We start from the raw sequence: 21,425 nt of genomic DNA, 5'->3' as shown, positions 1-21,425 counted from the left end.
GGTCCATTCGTCGTGCGACAGACCACAGGGTAGTGTCTGAGACATCAGTCACAGAACCTGTCCCGAATGCCGTACTCACCCTTGCAAGTCGGAACAATGACCACCACCACATTTAGTGACGGCCCACAACTCGCGCACGGGGGGCGCGGCGGCGGGACTGTTCACATGGCGAGACTTCGGAGTAGGACGTGACAGACGACAGGACGGGACAGGACCTGGCCCGTGCCGGTACTCGCGCCGTCGAGCGCAGCTCGGATGTCGAGCAGCGACAGATCAGCAATGAAGCACGGTTGATCCGTGGCGTTTTCCGCGCCGCCGGACTGGCCGCCGGTACCGCGGTGCGCGGTAGCCAGTGGGCCGTCGGCACCACCTACGAGGTCACCAAGGAACTGGCGCAGGCGGCGCTGGACGGCGAATCCTCCGCCGATATCGCCGAGCGCACCGGCAATGCCCTTCGATCCATCGCGCGCAGCGCGCTCGGCGTCACCGAGGGGTCGGTGCGCGAGATCGTCAGCTACGTGCCGACACCGAACGGCGCGTCGCAGCAGGCCATCACCGTCGGCCCGTACCTGCGCTCGGCCAGCACCGATGAGCTGCGTCGCCGCGGCGACGCGCTGTTGGCCCGCTCGGCCGACGTGTACTTCACCGAGGACGTGCATCCGGCCTACGACCGCATCCTCGACGAGGTCGCCCCCGACGAGGCTCGCATCCTGCGATTCATGGCCCTCAACGGTCCGCAACCCTCGGTCGACGTGCGCACCAACCGCCCGCTCGGCATCGGCTCCGAGCTCGTGCAGGGCGATCTCACCTCGGTTCCCGAACAAGCCGGCGTGCGCTACCCGGACCGCGCCAGGTCCTATCTGATCAATCTCAACCGCCTCGGCCTCACGCTCACCTCCGAGGATCCGGTCGTGCTGAGCCGGTACATGGTGCTGGAAGTGCAGCCCGTTGTGGAGCAGGCGCTCAAGAAGGCCGGCCGCGCGCCCAAGATCGTGCGCAAGAGCCTGCGTCTGTCGGAATTCGGCGAGGATTTCTGCCGCACCTGCTTCACCATCTCCTAGCCCAGACAGCCGGGCTAGCCGGCGCCGGAGGTCACGCTCCGGTGTCGGCAGTGATAGCGATCTGATACAGAACGGGCGGCGAGCCGTTTCTGGTGGGATCGTGGAGAGATGGAGCAGGGTCGAGAAACTCCGAACGTGCACGTCGACGAACCCGTCGCGTCCGCGTGGATAGGCCCAGCGCCGTTACTGCCCGGCGACGACGAACCGTTGGTCGCCGGGCCGGACCCGGGGGAGGCCTGGATGGCATCACCGCCGTCGGACGAAGACGAACAGCCGAGGCCGATCGAGCGAGGGCCGGATCACCCCGACGACCTGATCGCGATCAGCAGGTTGAAGTACCGCTATCTACGCAGCCTGGACACCAAGTCGTGGGACGAGTTCGCCGACACGCTGGTCCCCGAGGCCACCGCCACCTACAGCGAATACCTGCAGTTCGAATCACGTGAGGCCTTCCTGGCCTTCCTACGCAACACCCTCGGACCGCACGTGATCACCGAGCATCGTTGCGACCACCCGGAGATCGATGTCGACGGCGACAACGCCTCCGGTACCTGGTATCTGGCCGACACGGTGATCATCCCCGAACACAACATGTGCCTGCGCGGCGCCGCCTTCTACACCGACAGCTACGTACGCTGCGAGGACGGGCACTGGCGTATCTCGCACACCGGATACGAGCGCACCTACGAGGTAGTGCTCTCACTCAGCGACCTGCCCAGCCTGCGGCTCACGGCGAGCCGCTGGGGCATGATCGCCCAGGAAAACCACATCTCCTCAGTCGAACGCAACCCCGGAGCTTGAGCTATCGACGGCTGTGTTTTTGGCGGCTGGCGCCGCGGGGGTTTGCGCCCCCTTTTGTCCCGCTGTTGCGGGCACGATTTTTGTTCCTTCGTCGCAAAAATCGCACCCGCAACAGCGGGACGGGCGCAAACCCGTGGGGGTTTGCGGCCGTCTGGGACGGGGTTAGTCGGCGGTGGCGACCAGGGGTTCCAGGGTGAGGTTCGGGTGTTCCTTTTCGATGTATTGCAGGCGCCATTTGTCGCTGAAGAGGGCTAGGACTACGCCGTCGGTGCGGGTGAACACCTCTACGCCGCGCTGGCGATCCAGTTCGGGGGCCGACTCCGCGTCGGTGCGGCGGGCCAGGGTGAAGGGGAGGAAGTCCAGTTGGGTCTCGACGTTGAACTCGCCCTGCATTCGGGCGGTGACCACCTCGAACTGCATCGGGCCGACCGCGGCCAGGACGGGGGTGGCGTCACCGCGGGCGTCGTTGCGCAGTACCTGCACCACGCCCTCTGAGTCGAGCTGGTCGATGGCCTTGCGGAACTGCTTGTACTTGCCCGCGCTCCGCGCGCGCAGCGTCGCGAAGTGCTCGGGGGCGAAGCTCGGGATCGGCGGGTATTCCACCTTCTTCTCGACGAACAGCGTGTGGCCCGGCGCGAGCGCGGTGGCGTTGACCAGGCCGACCACATCGCCGGGATAGGCGGTGTCGACCGTGGTGCGCTCACGGCCGAAGACCGTCAGCGCGTACTTGGTGGCGAACGGGCGACCGGTTTGCGCGTGGGTCACCACCATGCCGCGCTCGAACTCACCGGAGACGATCCGCATGAACGCCAGCCGGTCGCGATGGGCGGTGTCCATGCCCGCCTGCACTTTGAACACCACCGCGCTGAACGGGTCGCCGGTGGTGCGCTCCTTGCCGGTGACATCGGCTCGCGAGCCGGGCGCGGGCGCCAGCTCCACCAGCGTCTCCAGCAGCTGGCGCACACCGAAATTCAGCATGGCCGAGGCATAGATCACCGGCGAGGTCTGGCCCGCCAGGAACATCTCCTGATCGTGGTCCTGTCCGGTCGCCGAGAGCAGCTCGCTCTCCTCGGCCGCGGTCGTCCACGGCTCGCCCTCACGCGCCTGCGCCTCGTCGGGGGTGAGGTACTCCTCCGGTGCGATGGTCGCGCCGCCCGCGGTCCGGGTGAAGTGGATGTACTCGCTCGCCTCGCCCTCGGGTCCGCGGCGCAGCAGGCCACGGAAATCGCCCGCGATGCCGACCGGCAGGAACAGGGGAGTGGGCGTGAGGCCGATCCGTTCGCTGATCTCGTCGAGCAGTTCGAGCGGGGCCTGGCCCGGCCGGTCCCACTTGTTGATCACGGTGATCACCGGGATACCGCGGTGGCGACATACCTGGAACAGCTTGAGGGTCTGTGGCTCGAGGCCCTTGGCCGCGTCGATGAGCATCACCGCGGCGTCGACGGCGGTGAGCACCCGGTAGGTGTCCTCGGAGAAGTCGGAGTGGCCGGGGGTGTCGACGAGGTTGATCACATTGTCGATATCGGAGCCGGCGGCGCGGTAGTTGAACTGCAGCGCGGTCGAACTCACCGAGATGCCGCGCGCCTTCTCCATCTCCATCCAGTCCGAGACCGTCGACTTGCGCCCGGCCTTGCCGTGGATCGCGCCCGCCTCGGAGATCATCCGCGCGTGCAGCGCCAGTGCTTCGGTGAGCGTCGACTTACCCGCGTCGGGGTGCGAGATCACGGCGAACGTGCGCCGACGGGCCACCTCGGCGGGCAACCCGCGTGGGGTGGGGGCGACGTTCTCTCCGGACTCGGACAAAGGGGAGCCTTTCGGTGGGGGCAGCCTTTCCAGGGTACGAGGGGCTGAAGGGGTGGTCACAGGGGGGATCAATTGTTCGGTAGTCCCAGGGGGTTTGACGCTGTGTTTTTGGAGCGCTGGCGCGCTCGAGTCGCGGCCCCTGGGGGCCGCCGGTTAGCCGCCGGGGCTTGCTCCTTCGTCGCGTACGCCCCGGCGGCTAACCGGCGGCCCGGCCGCGACCGGCCACGTTGTGGCCGCTGCTCCCTAGGGGTCGCAGGTGCGGGGTTCGGGGTGCGGTCATGGCGGTTTTAGATCGCGGATTGCTATGCGGTATGGTTGGCGGGTTGTCTCGGCGAGGGTGAGTGCCCGTTTGGTGCGCACACCGTGATCGACGCGGCTCGGCTGAGTTTTCGGGCCGTCCTCGTTCGTTCTTCGTCCGACGAGTAGACCTTGACCCCGGAGTTGGGTCACCCATGAACCAGCCGTAGGAGCGCATTCAGTATGTCCGACGCCAATCTGATCGAAGCCGCCGTCCGCACCGAATTCGGTAAGGGCGCCGCTCGCCGTACCCGCCGTGACGGCAACGTGCCCGCCGTGCTGTACGGCCACCACGCCGAGCCGCAGCACCTGTCGCTGAACGCCAAGGCGTTCGCCGCGATCCTGCGTCTGCACGGCACCAACGCCATCCTGAACCTGCAGATCGACGGCCAGCCGCAGCTGGCGATGACCAAGTCGGTCGTCGTTCACCCGATCCGTCGCTACATCGAGCACGCCGACCTGCTGATCGTCAAGCGTGGCGAGCGCGTCACCACCGACGTCAACGTCGTGGTCGTCGGCGAGGCCGCCTCCGGCACCCTGATCACCCAGGAAGCCAACACCCTGTCGATCGAGGCCGACGCGATGAAGCTCCCCGAGACCATCGAGGTTTCGGTCGAGGGCGTCGAGGCAGGCACCCAGATCCTGGCCGGCTCCATCGCGCTGCCCGCGGGCGTCACCCTCGCCGGTGACGCGGAGGCGCTGATCGTCAACGTCATCGAGGCGCCGTCCGCGTCGAAGCTGGACGAAGAGGGCGAAGGCGCCGACGCCGAGACCGCGGAGGCCGCTCCCGAGTCCGAGTAGGACTGCGCTACGGTTCGGCCTGTGACCGAATCTTCCGGGCCCGCGCTCGTAGTCGGACTGGGTAACCCCGGCACCGAATACGAGCGCACCCGCCACAATGTGGGCTTCCTGGTCGCCGATGCGCTCGCTGAGCGCGTCGGCGGCCGTTTTGCTGTGCACAAGAAGTCCGGCGCCGATCTGCTCCAGGCGCGACTGGACGGACGACAGATCCTCATCGCGAAGCCGCGCACCTACATGAACCTGTCCGGGCGGCCGGTCGCCGCGCTGGCGAAGTTCTTCTCGGTGCCGGTGGATCAGGTGATCGTGGTCCACGACGAGCTGGATCTGCCGTTCGGAACGCTCAAACTCAAGCAGGGGGGCGGCGAAGGTGGTCACAACGGGCTGCGGTCGATCTCGCAGGCGTTGACCACCAAGGAGTATCTGCGGACCAGGATCGGGATCGGGCGTCCGCCTGGTCGGCAGGATCCGGCCGATTACGTGCTCAAGCCCTTCGCCGCGCCGGAGCGTAAAGAGGTTCCGGTGATTGTGGAACAGGCTGCTGATGCGGTGGAACTGTTGTTGAAGGTTGGATTGGAAGCGGCTCAGAACAACCTGCACTAAGGGTTGGGATCTGGGACGGGTTGTGCGGCAGGGTGCTTGGATCTGGGGTGGGGCTACCGCAGGTGGACTGCGGTAGCGGTGCGGCGGAGTTTGCCCGAGGAGGTTTTCGGGAGGGCTCCTGGGCCGAGGATGGCTACGGTGCGGGGGCGCGCGCCCACCTCGGCGAAGACCTCGTGGACGATTTCGCGTTCGATGCGCTTCACGTCTTCCGGGTCCTGGTAGTTGTTGGATTCGACTACCACCGCAAAGCTTTCGCGTTTCTCACCGGCGTCCAGGCGCACCGCTACGGCGTTGCCGGGGCGGACTCCGGTGACCCGCATGGCGGCTCGTTCGATGTCGGTGGGGTAGATGTTTCGGCCACCCATGATGATGACGTCTTTCATGCGGCCGCACACCACCACCAGTCCTTCTTCGGTGAAGTAGCCGATGTCGCCGGTGTCGAGCCAGCCGTCGGCGTCCTGGGCGGGACGGAAACCGTCGACGGTGACATAGCCCGAAGTGACGGCGGGGCCGCGCAATTCGATGACACCGACCGAGCGGACCGGCAGGGGCTGACGTTCGGCGTCGACGACCCGACCCTCCAGGTCGTCGACCAGGTGTCCCAGGGTCGGCAGTCCGCGGGGGGTGCCGTGGTGACCGTCTTCGGCGACCGGCACCGCTTTGCCGACGGCTTCCAGAAGGTCGGCGTCGATCACGTCGAGCACCTGCCCGTGGCCGGGGTCGGGAATCGACACGGCCAGGGTGGTCTCGGCCATGCCGTAGACCGGCGTGAGCGCCACCTCGTTGAGCCCGAACCGTTGTCCGGCCGCCGCGAGGGCGATCATGGTGTCGGGGTCGACCGGCTCGGCGCCGTTCCACATGTAGCGCACGCTCGACAGGTCGAGAGCGCCCGGTTCGGCTTGCCGCAGTCGTCGCGCCAGCAGGGAGTACGCGAAGTTCGGCGCGGCGGTGACGGTTCCGCGGTACTTGTCGATCAGTTCGGCCCACAGCAGTGGCCGCGCCAGGAAGTCCAGTGGCGTCACGCTCACCACTTCGGCGCCGAACTGCATGGGCACGCTGAGAAATCCGACCATCCCCATGTCGTGGAACAGTGGCAGCCAGCTGACCATCACGTCCTCATCGGCATCGAATTTGACCCGATTGAACATCGCGTACGCGTTGACGTTGAAGTTGCCGTGGGTGATCCGTACCGCTTTGGGCGAGCCGGTCGACCCGGAGGTCAACTGCTGCAACGCGATATCGCCCTCCGCGGTGGGCACCGGGTCGGTGTCGGCGCCGTGGTGCAGGTCCTCGATCCGCACCACCGTGATCCCGTGGTCGAGTAGCGCCGACTCGGCCGAATCGAACGGCGCGCCGAGGACGACGGCCTTCGCGTCGATCATGCGCAGCACCGTTTCGGTGTCGCGCACCCAGACCGCGAGGTCGGTGCGAGGCGTCGGCTGATGCAGCATCGTGATCGAGGCGCCACGCATCCAGATGGCCTGGCAGGCGGGCGCGATGTCGACGGGCAGGCCCGCCAGCACGCCGACCGCGTCGCCGTGCCCGATCCCGGCGGCCGCGAGACCACCCGCCATTCGGCGTGCCTGCCGATGGATTTCCCCCCAGGTCTGCCGTAGTGGTGCTCCCGGCTCTCCGGTGACCAGCCCCTTCGAGGTGGTCAACGCTGTGCCAAACATTTCGTCGGTGAACCTGCTCAACGTCGGTACCCCTTTACGCCAACGATCGGTTACGGCCGTGCTTTGCACTCCCAACAGAAATCCCGCCCCGCCCCGCTCGTGTTAACCCGGGCTGACACACCAGCACCCCTGCTCTGGCGCCCCTAGCCGGCGAAGGTGGCTGCGTAGCGGTCTACATATGGTCTACCCGATAGCGTGGCAATTTCCCGCATCAGCTGGTCGGTTGCCACTCTGACCTGGGCGTGATGAACAGCTGCGGGATAGTGTCGCGGCGGATGGACGGTGATGCGTACCTTGGTGAAACGCAACAGTTTCCGACCGCGAGGATTCATACGATCGGTACCGGCCAGGACCACGGGCACCACCGGTGCTCCGGTGGCCATGGCAACGCGCAGCGCCCCGGTGCGCCCACGATAGACCCTGCCATCCCGTGACCGGGTGCCCTCCGGGTGAATTGCCCAGGCGCCGCCGCGTTCGAGGATCGAGGTGGCCGCCGCGAGTGCGGCCGCGGCCGCGTCACCGCCGGTGCGGTCCACCGGTACCTGGCCCGCGGCGGTGAAGAACCAGCGGGTGCATCGCCCACGCAACCCGGTGCCGGCGAAGTACTCCTGTTTCGCCAGGAACGTGAGCGGCCGTGGGATCACCAGGGCCAGATAGAGCGAGTCGATGACGGCCAGGTGATTGGCCGCGATGATCACCGGGCCGGTGCGTGGGATGTGTTCGAGCCCTTCGACCCGCGGGCGGCCGAGCAGGCGAAGCGCCGGGCCGATGAGGACGTATTTGCACAACAGGTACCACATGGGCGCCCCTTCGTAGACAGTGTCTATCGCACTGTAGTAGACACTGTCTACGCGGGTGAGCGCGAAGGTCGGTGAGGTGGTGTGCAGAATTGTCGGCATGCCTGAATCGTTGCGCGAGCACTTGGTCGACGTCGGTGTCGATCTGCTCGAGACCGACGGCTTCAGCGCCCTCGGGTTGCGCGCGATCGCGCGGGCGGCCGGTGTGTCACACGGCGCGCCGCGGCGGTGGTTTCCCACCCACGCGGCGCTGCTGGCGGCGATCGCGGCACGCGGATTCGGCGAGCTGATCGAGCGATTCGCGGTGCTAGCCACGATCGACGACCCACGCGAACGATTGCGTCGCATGGCCGTCGACTACGTGGATTTCGCGGTGTCGCGGCCCGAGATGTTCACGCTGATGTTTCGCCACGACCTGCTGGCCGGTTCCGGCGAGAACCTGCGGGCGACCACGCGGCCGCTGTACGGGCAGGTGGTGGAATTGGTCGCGGCGGTGGCGCCGGAGTCGGCGCCGCAGCGCGCGCTGGCCCTGTGGACGAATGTGCACGGTCTGGCGACGATCGCCGTCAATCGGACCCTGGACATCGTCGCCCCCGACCAGGACCCGAGGACGCTCGTGGACCGGATCGTCCGCGAGCACCTCGCCGGACTCAGCGGGTGAGCTGGGCCAGCGTCTCGACGAACCGGTCGAGGTCGGCCGGACTGACGAAGTAGTGCGGGGAGGCCCGCAGAACGGCGGGCAGGGTGCGCTCGGACATGTCGAGCAGGGTGGAGCTCGCGTGGCTGACGGTGACGGTGATCGCGTGCTCGGCGAGCCGGTCGCGCAACTGTTCCGGATCGTGGCCGTCGGCGGTGAACGAGACGATGCCGCTGTGCTCGGTGCCCAGATCGCGCACGGTCACGCCCGCCAGCTCCGGCAGGGTCTTGCGCAGGTACTGCGCGCGGGTGGCCACCGCCGCGTAGACCTCGTCGGGGCCCTGTTCGAGCAGGTAGTCGACGGCGGCGCCGAGACCGAGACGGGCTGCCACACCGCACTCCCAGAACTCGAAACGGGACGCGTCATCGGCGAGGCGGTACTCGCCGGGGCTCACCCACGTGGCGCTGTGCAGGTCGAGGCGGGCCGGTTCCATCGTCTGCGCCAAGTCGGCACGGACATAGAGGAATCCGGTGCCGCGGGGTCCGCGCAACCACTTGCGACCGGTCGTCGACATGGCGTCGACCCCGAGTTCGGTGACGTCGATGGGCAGTTGACCGATCGATTGGCAGGCGTCGAGCAGCACCAGCGCACCGGCCTCGTGGGCGATGCGGGTGGCCTCGGCGACCGGGTTCACGAGGCCGCCGTTGGTCGGTGCGTGCAGCAGCGAAACCAGCCGCACGCGGTCGTCGAGCATGTCGGCGAGCGCGTCGGTGTCCAGGCGTCCGGTGTCGTCGCTGGGAATGCGCTCGACCACCGCCCCGGTCTGTTTCGCGCGCTGGAGCGCGGCGATCGCGTTGCTGGCGTAGTCGGCGCCGGAGATCAGGATGCGGTCCCCGGGCCGCAGGGGTACCGAGTAGGCGAAATCGGCCCATGACCGGGACGCACTGTCGCTGAGCGCGATGGTGTCGGCGGTGGCGCCGATGAGGGTCGCGATCGAGGTCTTCACCGCGGCGAGGTCATCGAGGCGCTCGTTCGCCGCGCGGTAGCCACCGATCTCGGCTTCGCGGCGGAGATGGTCGATCATGGTGTCGAGGACGATCTTCGGCGGCAACGACGATCCGGCGCTGTCGAGGAACACCTGGTCGTCGGCGAGTCCTGCGGTGGCGGCTCTGATCGCGGCGAGGTCAAGCATGGTGACGACGATAGCGCTTACACGGCGTTCCCCATTTCGTCACTTTTCCTGTCGGTGGACCTCGCTACTCTGGAATGAGCGAAACGCAGGTTCCCCGGCAGCACGCAGCACGTGGAGGTTGGTATGGCGGTCACCCTGGAACGCTCATCGTGGCCCGAATACGCCCCTGAACAGGGTGAACTATCGTCCAGGGCGGCGGCGGAGGCCTATGTCGGCGGCGTCTGTTTCAAGCTCGGGCCACCCGCGCTGATCGGCGCCGAACTGGAGTGGCTCACCGCGGGTCCCACCGGCTCGCGTCCCTCGCTCGACCAGCTGGCAGCGGCCCTCGGGCCGCACACCCCGACCTCCATCCGCGCGGCATCGCCCGCGACCCCGCTGCCCGGTGGCAGCCTGGTCACCGTCGAACCCGGTGGTCAGATAGAACTTTCCAGCGCGCCGTTCGCCGGTCCGGACGCGCTGACGCAGCACCTGCGCGCCGACGCGGCCCGTTTGCGGGACCTGCTCGCCGCCCGTGAGATCAGCGTATTCACCGCCGCCGCCGATGCGGACCGGCCCCCCGAGCGCCTGCTCCGATTGCCCCGCTACGCGGCGATGGAACGTCATTTCGACAGCGTCGGTCCGTTCGGCACCCTGATGATGTGTAATACCGCCGCCACCCAGGTCAGCGTGGACGCGGGCACCGATCCGGCCGAGATACGGGCCCGCTGGACCGCCCTCTACGTCCTCGGCCCCACCCTGATCGCCGCTTTCGCCTGCTCGCCGCGGCTGTACGGCGTGCCGCCCGGCGACTGGGCGTCTCAGCGAATGCGCACCTGGTTGCGCCTGGACCCCTCGCGCACCAGACCCGCGGTGGCCGACTGGGCCGACCCGATCACCTCCTACGCCCACTGGGCCCTCGACGTCCCGCTGCTCTGCGTGCGCTGCGCCGATGCCGACGCCGATTGGGCTCCCCCTCCCGGCGCCACCTTCGCCGACTGGTTGTCCGGCGCCCTCGACGACGAAGTAGGCCGGCGCCCGACCCGCGCCGACCTGGACTACCACCTGACCACACTGTTCCCGCCGGTCCGCGCGTCCGGGCACCTCGAGGTCCGCTATCTCGACACCCAACCGGGCAACACGTGGACCACCCCGATCCACCTGTTCGACGCCCTGCTGTCGACCCCGGCGGTGGTCGCCGAGGCGACAGCGCTCGCCGCGCCCACCGCGGGGGAGTGGTTGACGTCCGCGCGTTGCGGACTACTCGATCCGCACCTGCGCCGCTCGGCCGTGGCCGTGCTCGAGCTGGCCGCCGCCCATGCGCGAACACCCGCTGCCGCCGCGGAATTGGCCGCCGCGGCACGCCGATGTCGCGCCGGTCGCGGTCCAGTGGCGGAACGTAACGGCTCGAGCGGATCGCGATGACCTCGCCGCCGCTCGTCGGGCATCGGCGCGCCGATCGCTCTTTGCTCGAAGTTATTGTCTACCAGCCTGTTTCGGAGCTCTTGTGACTCTTTCCGTTCCCGCCGACCACAGCGACCGTGACCGGACGCGCGCTCGGATCGCCGAGGTTCTGTCGCGCGCTCGTCGCCGCACCGCCCTGCTCACCGACAGCGTGGACGAAGCCGAGCTCGTCGCGCAGCATTCGCCCCTGATGTCGCCGCTGGTCTGGGACCTGGCCCATATCGGGAACCAGGAAGAGCTGTGGCTGGTGCGCGATGTCGGTGGGCGCGATGCGGTGCGGGCCGATATCGACGAGCTCTACGACGCGTTCAAACACGCCAGGTCGAACCGGCCCGCGCTGCCGCTGCTCGATCCCGAGCAGGCGCGTGGTTACCTCGGTTCGGTGCGCGAGAAGGTCCTCGACGTCCTCGATTCCAGTGATCTGGCCGGTAACGCGCTGGTGGACAACGGCTTCGCGTTCGGCATGATCGCTCAGCACGAGCAGCAGCACGACGAGACCATGCTCGCGACCCACCAACTGCGCGCCGGCGCGCCGGTGCTGTCCGCCCCGCGCGCACCGGTGGCCCAGGCACCCGCCGGTGGCGAGATCGTCCTTCCCGCAGGCGAATTCCTGATGGGAACCTCGGCCGATCCCTGGGCGCTGGACAACGAACGCCCCGCACATCCGGTGCACGTCGACGGCTTCGCGATCGATGTCGCGCCGGTGACCAACCGCCAGTACCTCGCCTTCATCGACGCGGGGGGCTACGACCGGGCCGAGCTGTGGTCGGAGCGTGGCTGGGCGCACCGCACGGAGGCGGGCTTGGTCGCGCCGCAGTTCTGGGAGCGCGACGGCGACGGGTGGACGCGCACGGCGTTCGGCGTCCGTGCCCCGCTGCGGCTCGATCAGCCGGTGGTCCACGTGTGCTGGTTCGAGGCGCAGGCCTTCGCCCGCTGGGCCGGAAAGCGCTTGCCGACCGAGGCCGAATGGGAGAAGGCGGCCCGCTTCGACCCGGAAACCGGTGCGTCGCGCCGCTATCCGTGGGGTGAGGACCAACCGGACGAGCAGCTGGCCAACCTCGGCCAACGCCATCTGGAACCCGCCGAGGTCGGCGCCTATCCGGCAGGCGCGTCGGCCACCGGCGTGCAGCAGCTCATCGGCGATGTCTGGGAATGGTGCTCCTCCGGTTTCGAGGCCTACCCGGGTTTCCGCGCGTTCCCGTACCGCGAATACTCGGAGGTCTTCCTCGGCGGCGACTATCGCATCCTGCGCGGCGGGTCCTTCGGCACCGACGAGGTCGCCTGCCGCGCCACCTTCCGCAACTGGGACCACCCGATCCGCCGACAGATCTTCGCCGGGTTCCGGCTCGCCCGAGATCTGCGCGAGGACGAACGCTGATGTGCCGACACCTCGGGTACGTCGGTCCGTCGGTGGGGGTCGGCGAGCTTGTGCTGCGCGGTCCGCACTCGCTCTACGCCCAGTCGTGGGCGCCCGGCGATATGCGCGCGGGCGGCACCATCAATGCCGACGGCTTCGGCGTGGCCTGGTGGCGCCGCGCCGATGTGGGCACGGAGGGCGCCCGCGACGCGGTCACCCGCTACCGCAACCACGCGCCGATCTGGACCGATCCCGCCGTCGCCGAGGTGCTCGGCCAACTCGAATCCCGTTCGGTGATCGCCGCCGTCCGCTCGGCCACCGTGGGCCTGCCGGTCGAGCGTCGCGCGTGCGCCCCTTTCACCGACGACCACTGGGCCTTCAGTCACAACGGCGTCGTTCCCGAGTGGCGAACCACCCTCGTGGCCGTCCTCGGCGACCTCGACGAGATATTCACCGCCGCGACCACCCCTGCGGATGGGGCGTTGTTCAGTTCGCCCGCGGTGCTGCTGGAGGCGGAGGCGCTCACCGACTCCGCCGCGCTGTGGGTGCTGCTGCGAGGTCTGCTCCGGGCGATCACCCCCGCGGGCCCGATCACCTCGGCGGCCGAGGCCATCGAACTGCTGGTCGCGCTCGTGGCGCGCCGTCAACCGACGGCTCGGCTGAACCTGTTGCTCGGTAACGGAGTCGCGCTGTGGGCCACCACCTACTGGCATTCGCTATCGGTGCTCGTCGCCGACGACTACACCGTGCTGTCCTCCGAACCGTATGACGCGGATCCGCGCTGGCAATCCGTCATCGACCACCAACTGGTCACCGCAACGCCCGGCCACTGCACCATCACCGCTCTGGAACTCTCCGCTACCGAAAGGGTCCGTTCATGACCGCGCCGCTGCTGGACATCCACCTCACCGACGACGATCTCACCACGGCCTTGCGCACCGACGCCCGCACCGGTCTGAGCGCCGACCCGAAATCCCTGCCGCCCAAGTGGTTCTACGACGCCCGCGGCAGCGAGCTCTTCGAGCGGATCACCGAACTGCCCGAGTACTACCCGACCCGCACCGAACGGGCCCTGCTCGCGCGCGTCGTCGGCGAGATCGCGGCGGCCGCGCACGCGCAGGTGCTGGTGGAGCTCGGCTCGGGCTCGGCCGCCAAGACCCGCCTGCTGCTGGATGCGCTCACCGCCGAAGGATCACTGAAAACCTATGTGCCGCAGGATGTCTCGGCCTCGGCGCTGCGCGGTGCCGCCGACGAGATCGCGGCCGAGTACCCGAACCTGTCCGTGCACGGCGTGGTCAGCGACTTCACCGACACCCTGCACAACCTGCCCCGTGGCGGCCGGCGCATGATCGCCTTCCTCGGCGGCACCCTCGGCAACCTGGTCCCCGCCGAGCGTGCCGCGTTCCTGGCGGGCATCAACGAGGTCCTCGAACCCGGCGAACTGCTCCTGCTCGGCACGGGCCTGGTGATCGACCCGGCGATCCTGGTCCCCGCCTACGACGACGCCGCCGGAGTCACCGCCGAGTTCAACCGCAACGTCCTGCACGTCCTCAACAACCGGCTCGACGCCGACTTCGACCCCGAGAAGTTCGACCACGTCGCCGTCTGGGACGCCGAGAACGAGTGGATCGAGATGCGCCTGCGCGCCACCGAGGCGATGACGGTCACTGTCGCCGGGCTGAACCTGACGGTCGACTTCGCGGCGGGCGAGGAGATGCGCACCGAGATCTCCGCCAAATTCCGGCCCGAATCTCTCGCCGTCGAGCTGGGCGAAGCCGGTTTCACCCCCACCCACACCTGGATCGACCCCGACGACCGCTTCGCGTTGACCCTGGCCGAACGCCGCTGAACCGGGTCTGCGGGTGAAGCCCACGGTCGGGTCGGAAGCTCGGTAACCGAGAGGAAGGCGCGGTCAGAGGTCGAGTTCGTCGGCGAGGTATTCGCCGCTGGTGAGGTTCTCGTCGCCCTCGAGGTCCTTCTCGACGGACTCCTCGCCGTTGACGGCGTCGTCGTCGAAGAGGTCGCCGTCGACCTTGTCGTCGCCGACCACTCGCATCGCGCTCACCTCGGCGGGGCGTTCGTCCTCGTACCCGGCCTCCTTGCGGGCCCCCCGCTCGGTGTACTCCTTCGACATTTCCTCGGTGATGCCGAGGAAGCCGTCGGCTTCGGCTTCGTGATTGCGGATCACGTGGTCGGCGGGCGGGTCTTCCACATAGCGCTCGTATTCGACGATGTCGTCGGCTTGATCGTCGTCGCCCATGTCCATGTCCAACGGTTCACGGCTCATGGTTTCCAGTATCGGCCTCGGATGGCCGTGGCGTCACCTGCCACGCTCGGCCGGATGGCCGGTCGGCTACGGGCGTCTGCCGCTGGTGTCCTCCGGGACGCCCTGCAAAACTGCGGCGAACCATTCGACGAGCGGGCGCAGGTCGTTCCATGCCCGGCGGATCTCGGTGACCGCGGCCGGGGTGGTGAGCCACTCCGGTGCGCCGAACTCGCGGTGTGCGGTCAGCGACTTGTGGCGCAGCAGGTCGATGCGCGGATGGTCGATGGCGTAGCCCTTGGGCTTGGTTTTGAGCTTGTCGCCGCCGAGGCTGTACCCGGCCGCCGTTGTCGCGGTCAGAATCTCGGTCAGTTCGGCGCCGCGGACGTCGTCGTCGATCGTCGCGCGCAGGACGGCCAAGGCGGGGGGTGAGGGCCGGAAACAGCCGCCCGCGATGAACAACCCGGCCGCTCCGATCTGTACGTACCAGCCGACGCCCGGCGCCACCGCCGCGACCGCGCCCTGATGCGTCTTGTAGGGCAGCTTGTCGGCCGAGAATCGGACATCACGGTAGGGCCGGAAGATCTTGGCCTGACCGAATTCCGCCGCGAGTTCGGCGGTGAGCGCGGCCATCGGGGCGCGCACGGCCTCGTCGTAGAGGTGTTTGTGCGCGTTCCAGAAGGCCTTCGAGTTGTCGGCCTCCAGATCTTCGTAGAAGTCGAGCCCGGTGAGCGGGAATCCGGTGAAGGCATCCATCTGTGCGACGTTTCTCAGTTCTGTTCGGGGGCGACGATCGGTTCAGCTTCCGCTTACCAGTATCGCCCGCGCAGGCTCACATTCCGCCGATCAGTGCCATGAACACGAGCACCAGAACGACGGCCAGCGCCGCGATCGCCCCGTTGGCGATGGCCGCCCACTTGCCCAGCGGCTCGCCCTTGGCATGCCCGACCAGCCCGAGGACGACTCCCGTCGGCGCGGTGACGAGCACCGGCAGCCCACACAGCATCGCCCCGCCGAGCACCGACGCCGCGACACAGCAGAAACTGACGATCGACCACACCGGAGTGGTGTCCCGGTAGCCATACCCCGGCGGGGGCGGTGCGGGGAACTGCCCCGGATAGTGCGGCGCACCGTAGGGCGCCCGGCCAGCCGGCGGATAGCCAGAAGTGGGATATATCGGCGCGGCATTACCGACAGCGGGATAACCCGGCGCGGGAAACATCGGCCCCGGCGGTGGGGGCGGCGGATACGGCGGTAGATCGCCAGCTGGACCGGGATTCGCGATCCCACCCCACGGCTCTATGCCCGCCGAATCAGACACCTCCGGCGCGTCCTGCACCCGAGGCACACCCTGATCCTTACCGAGCTCGACCCGCCACTCCGGCTCAGTCCCCATCCCGCCCCCTGTCACGTCCCGAATTACAGGACCACCATGCCCCAAAGACCAGCCGATGCGCCATTATCCGAGCACAAACGCACCAACTGATCCCCGCGAGAACAAGGGCAACTCACCGGCCACGGGCCGAACCCGCCACCCGGAAAGCTTGCTCAGTCCGTGGAACCCCCACGCTCAGCAGCTCCAGAAACCAGCCGATGCGCCATTGTCGGAGACAACAACGCACCGGCTGATCTCGCAAGAACATGGGTAACTCACCGGGTACGAGCCAACCCTCACCCCCGGAGTCTTGCCGCGTCCCTAACCTTCCCCGCACCTCGGTCTGGCCAAAAGACCCGGAGAGGCGGAACAGCTCAAGCGTTGCCGTTGAAGAGGCCGGTTACCGAGCCGTTCTCGAAGACCTCGCGGATGGTGCGGGCCAGCAGCGGCGCGATCGACAGCACGGTCAGCGTCGGGAACTTCTTGTCCTCGCTGATCGGCAGCGTGTTCGTGATGACGACTTCCCTGGCCCCACAGTTGGCCAGGCGCTCGGCGGCCGGATCGCTGAGCACACCGTGGGTGGCCGCGATGATGACATCGCCCGCACCGGCTTCCTTGAGGACCTTCACCGCACCGGCGATGGTGCCACCCGTGTCGATCATGTCGTCGATCAGCACACAGGTGCGGCCTTCGACGTCACCGACGACGCGGTTGGACTTCACCTGGTTGGGCACCAGCGGGTCGCGGGTCTTGTGGATGAAGGCCAGCGGCGTGCCGCCGAGGGCGTCGGACCACTTCTCGGCGACCTTCACGCGGCCCGCGTCGGGGGAGACGACCGCGAGGTTGTCGGAGGGGTAGTTGGTGCGGATGTAATCCGATAGCTGCACCAGCGCGTGCATGTGATCGACGGGGCCGTCGAAGAAGCCCTGGATCTGGTCGGTGTGTAGGTCGACGCTGATGATGCGGTCGGCGCCGGCGGTCTTGAGCAGATCGGCGACCAGGCGGGCCGAGATCGGCTCGCGGCCGCGGTGCTTCTTGTCCTGGCGCGCGTAGGGGTAGAACGGCAGTACCGCGGTGATCCGCTTGGCCGAACCGCGCTTGAGCGCGTCGATCATGATGAGCTGTTCCATCAGCCACTGGTTGAGCGGCGCGGGGAAGCTCTGCAGCACGAAGGCGTCGGAACCGCGGACCGATTCCTCGAAGCGAACGAAGATCTCACCGTTGGCGAATTCGCGCGCGGTCTGCGGGGTGATGTCGACGTCGAGTTCCTTGGCGACCTGCTCGGCCAGCTCAGGATGTGACCGGCCGGCGAAGAGCATCAAGTTCTTCTGGTTGTCGATCGAGAACGCGGTCACTGCTGGTTGCCATCCTTTTGCTCGATTGCCTTCGAAGACGTCTCGTCTGCCGCGATGGCTTCCGCCGCCGCGCGCGCCGCAGCGGTTCCTGGACGGTAACGCTGCACCCAGTTCTCAAAAGTGCGCTGTGGCCCACCCGACACAGCAAGTGCGCCCGGTGGAACGCTTCTGCGCAGTACAGTACCCGCACCCGTATAGGCGCCGTCACCCACGGTGACCGGCGCGATGAACATGGTGTCGCTACCCGTGCGCACATGTGAACCGACCACGGTGTGGTGTTTGTTCACCCCGTCGTAGTTCACGAAAACGCTGGAAGCGCCGATGTTGCTGTGCTCGCCGATGGTCGCGTCGCCGACGTAGGTCAGGTGCGGCACCTTCGAATGCGCGCCGATGGAGGCGTTCTTGGTCTCGACGAACGCGCCGAGCTTGCCTTCCTCGCCGACGACGGTGCCGGGCCGCAGATAGCTGAACGGGCCGATGGTGGCACCCTCACCGATCCGGGCGCCGGCGCCGTGGGTGCGGATCACGCTCGCGCCCTGGCCGACGAACACGTCGGTGAGGGTGGTGTCGGGGCCGATCTCGGCGTCCTCGCCGATCTGGGTCTCGCCGAAGAGCTGGGTGCCCGGCCGCAGCACGGCGTCACGCCCGATGCGCACGCTCGAGTCGATCCAGGTCGTCGCCGGGTCGACGATGGTGACGCCCGCCCGCATGTGGCGTTCGAGAATGTAGCGATTGAGGGTGGCGCCCGCCTGCGACAGCTGCACCCGGTCGTTCACGCCGGTGACCTTGTTGGAGTCGACCAGCCGCGCGCCGTGCACGGGATGACCGGCTTCACGGGCCAGCCGCAGCACATCGGTGAGGTAGAGCTCGTGCTGGGCGTTGGCGGTGGACAGCCGCCCGATCATGGTGCGCAGTACCGACGCGTCGAACGCGTAGACACCGGAGTTGACCTCTTTGAGCTTGGCCTGCTCGGGAGTCGCGTCGGCGTGCTCCACGATCTCGGCGACCTGGCCGTCGTCGTCGCGCACGATCCGGCCGTAGCCGTTGGCGTCGTCGGGTACGAAGGTCAGCACCGTCACGGCGGGCCGTTCGGCGTAGCTGCGGTGCTCGTCGAGCAGCGCGGAGAGGGTGTGCCCGTCGAGCAACGGCACATCTGCCGAGGTGACGAGGAGGTCGCCGTCGAAGTCCGTGGGGATCGAACCCAGTGCGCACTGAACCGCGTGTCCGGTTCCGAGCTGCTGCTCCTGCACCGCGCACACGATCTCGCGGCCGAGTTCCTTGCCCACGTCCGCCACAGCGGCGCCGACCTTCTCCCGGTCGTGCCCGACGACAGTGATCAGGTGGGTCGGATCGATCTCGACAGCGGCGTGCAGCGCGTGCGAGAGCATCGACCGGCCGGCTAACGGGTGCAGCACTTTCGGAGTCTTCGACCGCATTCGCGTCCCGGCACCTGCGGCGAGAACGACGACGGCGGTCTGCGGTGACATGGATCTCCCTCGGCTGCCTGTCAGCGAGTGTGCTGTGGCGGGTTCGGTCGGTAGATGGTGCGGGCCGACGATACGTCACTGGGTGTCCGTGTGCTCCGCCGCCAGGACTCGAACCTGAACTATCTGAACCAAAATCAGAGGTGCTGCCATTACACTACGGCGGATCGCTACACCAGTGGGCAGTCATCGCCCACCACTGTGCTACGGCACGCCAGTGATCCTCGCACACGATCCCGTCCTCGGGCGAATCTTGTGGATGCCTGTCGCGTCCGTGCTCGGATGTCGTTGTTAGCCTTCTGGAACGCACGTACTGATTCTTGTGAGTCGAAAACGCGGAGAGGCGGGGGCATCGATGTCGTCCAGTGAGCCGGTTCGGGCCCCGAGACCCAGGATGACGGGTACGCAGCGCAGGCAGCAGCTGATCGAGATCGGCCGCGCGTTGTTCGCGGAGCGGGGGTACGACGCGACCTCGATCGAGGAGATCGCGCAGCGCGCGCAGGTGTCCAAGCCGGTGGTCTACGAGCATTTCGGCGGCAAGGAGGGCCTCTACGCGGTGGTCGTCGACCGCGAGATGTCGATCCTGCTGGAGATGATCACCTCCTCGCTCACCCGCAATCGCTCGCGGGTGCGATTGGAACAGGTGGCGCTGGCCCTGCTCACCTACATCGAGGAGCGGACCGACGGTTTTCGGATCCTGGTCCGCGACCAGCCCGTCGCCAGCTCCGACGGGCGCTACTCGAGCCTGCTCAACGAGGCCGTCAACCAGGTGGCCCATCTGCTCGCCAGTGATTTCGGCCGTCGCGATCTGGATGCCAGCCTCGCCCCGCTCTATGCCCAGGCTCTGGTCGGCATGGTGTCGACCGCGGCGACCTGGTGGCTCGACGAGCGCGTCCCGCCGAAAGAGGTGGTCGCGGCGCACCTGGTCAACCTGTGTTGGAACGGATTGAGTCATTTGGAAGCCGAACCGGGGCTCAGCTCCGAATGGAATACGGGGACCGCGCCGACCGGTGGTGGGGTAACCAGACGTTAGCGCACGGCAGTGTGGACCGAATCCATGATTCGGCTGCCACTTCGCCGCCTGGTGGTACGGTTCACCCATCCTTTTGGGTGCTGCCGGGCGGTATGTCGAGCAAATTTCGGGATGTCGGTCTACTTCAGGATGGCTGGATTATTGGATGACAGGCGGATCTGATGGCTAGGCAAGCACGCGCGGAGATCACCCGCGACTCCGTCCTTGCTGGCGCTGCCGATGTCTTTCTCCGTTTGGGCTACGCCAACGCGAGCCTCAGCGAAATCATCGCGCAGTCCAACGTGACAAAGGGTGCCTTGTACTTTCACTTCGGCTCCAAGGAGGAGCTGGCCAGGGCGGTGGTCGATCAGGGCAACGAGCGCCTGACCGGATCCTGCCAGGGTTTCTTCGATTCCCGGGTGCCCGCGCTGGAGGCGGCCGTCGGGATCACCTACGTGGTGGCCGATCTGTCGATGAACGATCCGATGGTGGGTGCGATGCTCAAACTCACCCATCAGATCGGCGACTATCGCGGGGCGCAGGGCGACAACATCGCCAAGACGTGGGGCGATACCTATCGGTTGCTGTCGGAGCGCGCCATCGCCCAGGGCGACCTGATCGCCGATCTCGATCCGGAGGTCGTCGGCGTGCTGCTCCAGGAGTTGACCGCGGGCGTGCACATCGTCGCGGTCGGCACCGAGTCGATGGAGCAGATGGCGGCCCGGATGGAGCGGGCCTGGTATTTCCTGCTGCCCTCGCTGGTGCCGACGGAGAAACTGTCGTACTTCCGGGGGTTCGCGGCGCGCAGGCTGCGCCGCTACGTCGTCTAGGTCACACGCTGCGGTCGATGGCGAGCACTGCTCGCACATCGTCGGCGGCCCCGGTCGGGGTGATCCGGACCGCGTCGCGGCCGAAGGCGTGCAGTACCAGTTCCGACGGAGTGCCGGTGAGCACCACCTCGGCGCCCTCACCACGGTGTGCCGTGATCCGGGCGCCCTGCGGCGTCGCGAGCACGACCGGCACCGGCGACTTGCGGTAGGCCGCGCGCGCGACCGTGCGCAGTGCCTTCCACAGCCGATCCTCGTCGGCCGCGGCCAATTGCCTCGGCTCCCAGCCGGGTTCGGACCTGCGCACGTCTTCGTGGTGGACGAACATCTCGGTCAGATTGACCACCGCGTCGACCGGGCGCAGTGGCGACCACCACGGCGGGCCGGTGCGGACCAGTTCGAGCAGTTCGGCGAACGGCCGCTGCGCGATCTGGTTCTGCTTCGTCTCCAGATAGCCCGCCATCGGCCGGAAGACGATACCGATCGACGCGTCGGGCCTGCGTTCGCGGACCACGAGGTGGGCTGCGAGGTCGTGCACCGTCCAGGTGCCGCACAGGGTCGGCGCGGCAGGGCCGGCCTCGGTCATCGTTTCCACGAGGGCGTGGCGTTCACGTCGAGCCAGACTCACGCCTCGACCCTACGCCGTG

General features: G+C 67.8%; 21 protein-coding genes and 1 tRNA gene. 11 read left to right on the top strand and 11 right to left on the bottom strand.

Annotated elements, in window-relative coordinates:
* Positions 1-188 precede the first annotated feature (188 nt).
* Both NA12_RS34660 and NA12_RS17135 read left to right on the top strand, forming a co-directional pair.
* Positions 189-1,061, top strand: coding sequence for an Abi-alpha family protein (locus NA12_RS34660; protein WP_084472829.1), 873 nt, complete (start codon positions 189-191; stop codon positions 1,059-1,061).
* 282 nt (positions 1,062-1,343) lie between these two features.
* On the top strand, positions 1,344-1,862 hold the full coding sequence (locus tag NA12_RS17135) for a nuclear transport factor 2 family protein (RefSeq protein WP_067451754.1): 519 nt from the start codon (positions 1,344-1,346) through the stop codon (positions 1,860-1,862).
* 162 nt (positions 1,863-2,024) lie between these two features.
* Here the strand turns inward: NA12_RS17135 and NA12_RS17130 are convergent, their stop codons facing one another.
* Positions 2,025-3,665: a peptide chain release factor 3 gene (locus tag NA12_RS17130; protein ID WP_132369691.1), complete on the bottom strand. Its 1,641-nt coding sequence runs from the start codon at positions 3,663-3,665 to the stop codon at positions 2,025-2,027.
* Between the two features lie 480 nt (positions 3,666-4,145).
* Here NA12_RS17130 and NA12_RS17125 point away from each other — a divergent pair, with 480 nt between their 5' ends.
* Both NA12_RS17125 and pth read left to right on the top strand, forming a co-directional pair.
* Positions 4,146-4,763, top strand: coding sequence for a 50S ribosomal protein L25/general stress protein Ctc (locus NA12_RS17125; RefSeq protein WP_067451634.1), 618 nt, complete (start codon positions 4,146-4,148; stop codon positions 4,761-4,763).
* Between the two features lie 21 nt (positions 4,764-4,784).
* Positions 4,785-5,363 (top strand): aminoacyl-tRNA hydrolase, encoded by a 579-nt coding sequence (gene pth, locus NA12_RS17120; RefSeq protein ID WP_067451631.1) that lies wholly within the window; start codon positions 4,785-4,787, stop codon positions 5,361-5,363.
* 53 nt (positions 5,364-5,416) lie between these two features.
* Here the strand turns inward: pth and NA12_RS17115 are convergent, their stop codons facing one another.
* On the bottom strand, positions 5,417-7,060 hold the full coding sequence (locus tag NA12_RS17115) for a fatty acyl-AMP ligase (protein WP_067451628.1): 1,644 nt from the start codon (positions 7,058-7,060) through the stop codon (positions 5,417-5,419).
* A 122-nt stretch (positions 7,061-7,182) separates the two neighbouring features.
* Positions 7,183-7,839 carry a lysophospholipid acyltransferase family protein gene (locus NA12_RS17110; protein WP_067451751.1) on the bottom strand — a complete coding sequence of 219 codons (657 nt, stop codon included), beginning with the start codon at positions 7,837-7,839 and terminating at the stop codon, positions 7,183-7,185.
* 97 nt (positions 7,840-7,936) lie between these two features.
* Here NA12_RS17110 and NA12_RS17105 point away from each other — a divergent pair, with 97 nt between their 5' ends.
* A complete protein-coding gene (locus NA12_RS17105; RefSeq protein WP_067451625.1) occupies positions 7,937-8,497 on the top strand; it encodes a TetR/AcrR family transcriptional regulator in 561 nt (186 codons plus the stop codon).
* Here the strand turns inward: NA12_RS17105 and NA12_RS17100 are convergent.
* Entirely contained in the window at positions 8,487-9,665 is a 1,179-nt protein-coding gene (locus NA12_RS17100; protein WP_067451622.1) for an aminotransferase class V-fold PLP-dependent enzyme, read from the bottom strand. The two genes, NA12_RS17105 and NA12_RS17100, sit on opposite strands and share 11 nt — an antisense overlap.
* Positions 9,666-9,788: 123 nt before the next feature.
* Between NA12_RS17100 and egtA the strand changes: the two genes are divergently transcribed.
* From egtA to egtD, 4 genes are all read left to right on the top strand, one after another.
* Complete coding sequence (egtA, locus tag NA12_RS17095; RefSeq protein WP_067451619.1) at positions 9,789-11,066, top strand: ergothioneine biosynthesis glutamate--cysteine ligase EgtA; 1,278 nt, start codon at positions 9,789-9,791, stop codon at positions 11,064-11,066.
* An 82-nt stretch (positions 11,067-11,148) separates the two neighbouring features.
* Positions 11,149-12,483, top strand: coding sequence for an ergothioneine biosynthesis protein EgtB (gene egtB, locus NA12_RS17090; RefSeq protein WP_067451616.1), 1,335 nt, complete (start codon positions 11,149-11,151; stop codon positions 12,481-12,483).
* Positions 12,483-13,343 (top strand): ergothioneine biosynthesis protein EgtC, encoded by an 861-nt coding sequence (gene egtC / locus NA12_RS17085; RefSeq protein WP_067451612.1) that lies wholly within the window; start codon positions 12,483-12,485, stop codon positions 13,341-13,343. The genes egtB and egtC overlap by 1 nt, the downstream gene beginning before the upstream one ends.
* Entirely contained in the window at positions 13,340-14,311 is a 972-nt protein-coding gene (gene egtD / locus NA12_RS17080; protein ID WP_067451609.1) for an L-histidine N(alpha)-methyltransferase, read from the top strand. Before egtC ends, egtD begins: the two co-directional genes overlap by 4 nt.
* Positions 14,312-14,374: 63 nt before the next feature.
* On the opposite strand, the gene NA12_RS33155 is transcribed toward egtD, so the two are convergent.
* From NA12_RS33155 to NA12_RS17050, 6 genes are all read right to left on the bottom strand, one after another.
* On the bottom strand, positions 14,375-14,749 hold the full coding sequence (locus NA12_RS33155; RefSeq protein ID WP_174551100.1) for a hypothetical protein: 375 nt from the start codon (positions 14,747-14,749) through the stop codon (positions 14,375-14,377).
* 66 nt (positions 14,750-14,815) lie between these two features.
* Positions 14,816-15,481, bottom strand: a complete 666-nt coding sequence (locus NA12_RS17070; protein WP_067451604.1) for a DUF2461 domain-containing protein — start codon at positions 15,479-15,481, stop codon at positions 14,816-14,818.
* Between the two features lie 76 nt (positions 15,482-15,557).
* Positions 15,558-15,785, bottom strand: a complete 228-nt coding sequence (locus tag NA12_RS34165) for a hypothetical protein (protein ID WP_067451600.1) — start codon at positions 15,783-15,785, stop codon at positions 15,558-15,560.
* Positions 15,786-16,474: 689 nt separating this feature from the next.
* A complete protein-coding gene (locus tag NA12_RS17060) occupies positions 16,475-17,455 on the bottom strand; it encodes a ribose-phosphate diphosphokinase (protein ID WP_067451597.1) in 981 nt (326 codons plus the stop codon).
* Entirely contained in the window at positions 17,452-18,942 is a 1,491-nt protein-coding gene (gene glmU, locus NA12_RS17055; RefSeq protein WP_067451594.1) for a bifunctional UDP-N-acetylglucosamine diphosphorylase/glucosamine-1-phosphate N-acetyltransferase GlmU, read from the bottom strand. The genes NA12_RS17060 and glmU overlap by 4 nt, the downstream gene beginning before the upstream one ends.
* Positions 18,943-19,035: 93 nt before the next feature.
* Positions 19,036-19,106 (bottom strand) — tRNA-Gln (locus NA12_RS17050).
* Between the two features lie 227 nt (positions 19,107-19,333).
* On the opposite strand from NA12_RS17050, the gene NA12_RS17045 reads away from it, so the two are divergent.
* Positions 19,334-19,972: a TetR/AcrR family transcriptional regulator gene (locus tag NA12_RS17045; RefSeq protein WP_067451591.1), complete on the top strand. Its 639-nt coding sequence runs from the start codon at positions 19,334-19,336 to the stop codon at positions 19,970-19,972.
* Positions 19,973-20,133: 161 nt separating this feature from the next.
* The gene (locus tag NA12_RS17040; protein WP_067451588.1) at positions 20,134-20,781 is read left to right on the top strand and encodes a TetR family transcriptional regulator; all 648 of its coding nucleotides are present in this window, start codon (positions 20,134-20,136) and stop codon (positions 20,779-20,781) included.
* Position 20,782: 1 nt separating this feature from the next.
* Here NA12_RS17040 and NA12_RS17035 read toward each other — a convergent pair whose 3' ends face one another.
* Positions 20,783-21,406 carry a TIGR03085 family metal-binding protein gene (locus NA12_RS17035; protein ID WP_067451585.1) on the bottom strand — a complete coding sequence of 208 codons (624 nt, stop codon included), beginning with the start codon at positions 21,404-21,406 and terminating at the stop codon, positions 20,783-20,785.
* Positions 21,407-21,425 lie beyond the last annotated feature (19 nt).

The organism is Nocardia alba NBRC 108234, from assembly GCF_001612665.1.
Classification (GTDB): domain Bacteria; phylum Actinomycetota; class Actinomycetes; order Mycobacteriales; family Mycobacteriaceae; genus Nocardia; species Nocardia alba.
The sequence above is the reverse complement of the archived record's forward strand: the minus strand, read 5'-3'. Positions and strand labels throughout refer to the sequence as shown.

Coding starts and splice junctions, on each gene's coding strand:
- NA12_RS17125 (WP_067451634.1), top strand. CDS start 4,146: ATGTCCGACGCCAATCTGATCGAAGCCGCCGTCCGCACCGAATTCGGT.
- NA12_RS17110 (WP_067451751.1), bottom strand. CDS start 7,839: ATGTGGTACCTGTTGTGCAAATACGTCCTCATCGGCCCGGCGCTTCGC.
- NA12_RS17105 (WP_067451625.1), top strand. CDS start 7,937: ATGCCTGAATCGTTGCGCGAGCACTTGGTCGACGTCGGTGTCGATCTG.
- NA12_RS17100 (WP_067451622.1), bottom strand. CDS start 9,665: ATGCTTGACCTCGCCGCGATCAGAGCCGCCACCGCAGGACTCGCCGAC.
- egtA (WP_067451619.1), top strand. CDS start 9,789: ATGGCGGTCACCCTGGAACGCTCATCGTGGCCCGAATACGCCCCTGAA.
- egtC (WP_067451612.1), top strand. CDS start 12,483: ATGTGCCGACACCTCGGGTACGTCGGTCCGTCGGTGGGGGTCGGCGAG.
- egtD (WP_067451609.1), top strand. CDS start 13,340: ATGACCGCGCCGCTGCTGGACATCCACCTCACCGACGACGATCTCACC.
- NA12_RS33155 (WP_174551100.1), bottom strand. CDS start 14,749: ATGAGCCGTGAACCGTTGGACATGGACATGGGCGACGACGATCAAGCC.
- NA12_RS17070 (WP_067451604.1), bottom strand. CDS start 15,481: ATGGATGCCTTCACCGGATTCCCGCTCACCGGGCTCGACTTCTACGAA.
- glmU (WP_067451594.1), bottom strand. CDS start 18,942: ATGTCACCGCAGACCGCCGTCGTCGTTCTCGCCGCAGGTGCCGGGACG.
- NA12_RS17045 (WP_067451591.1), top strand. CDS start 19,334: ATGACGGGTACGCAGCGCAGGCAGCAGCTGATCGAGATCGGCCGCGCG.
- NA12_RS17040 (WP_067451588.1), top strand. CDS start 20,134: ATGGCTAGGCAAGCACGCGCGGAGATCACCCGCGACTCCGTCCTTGCT.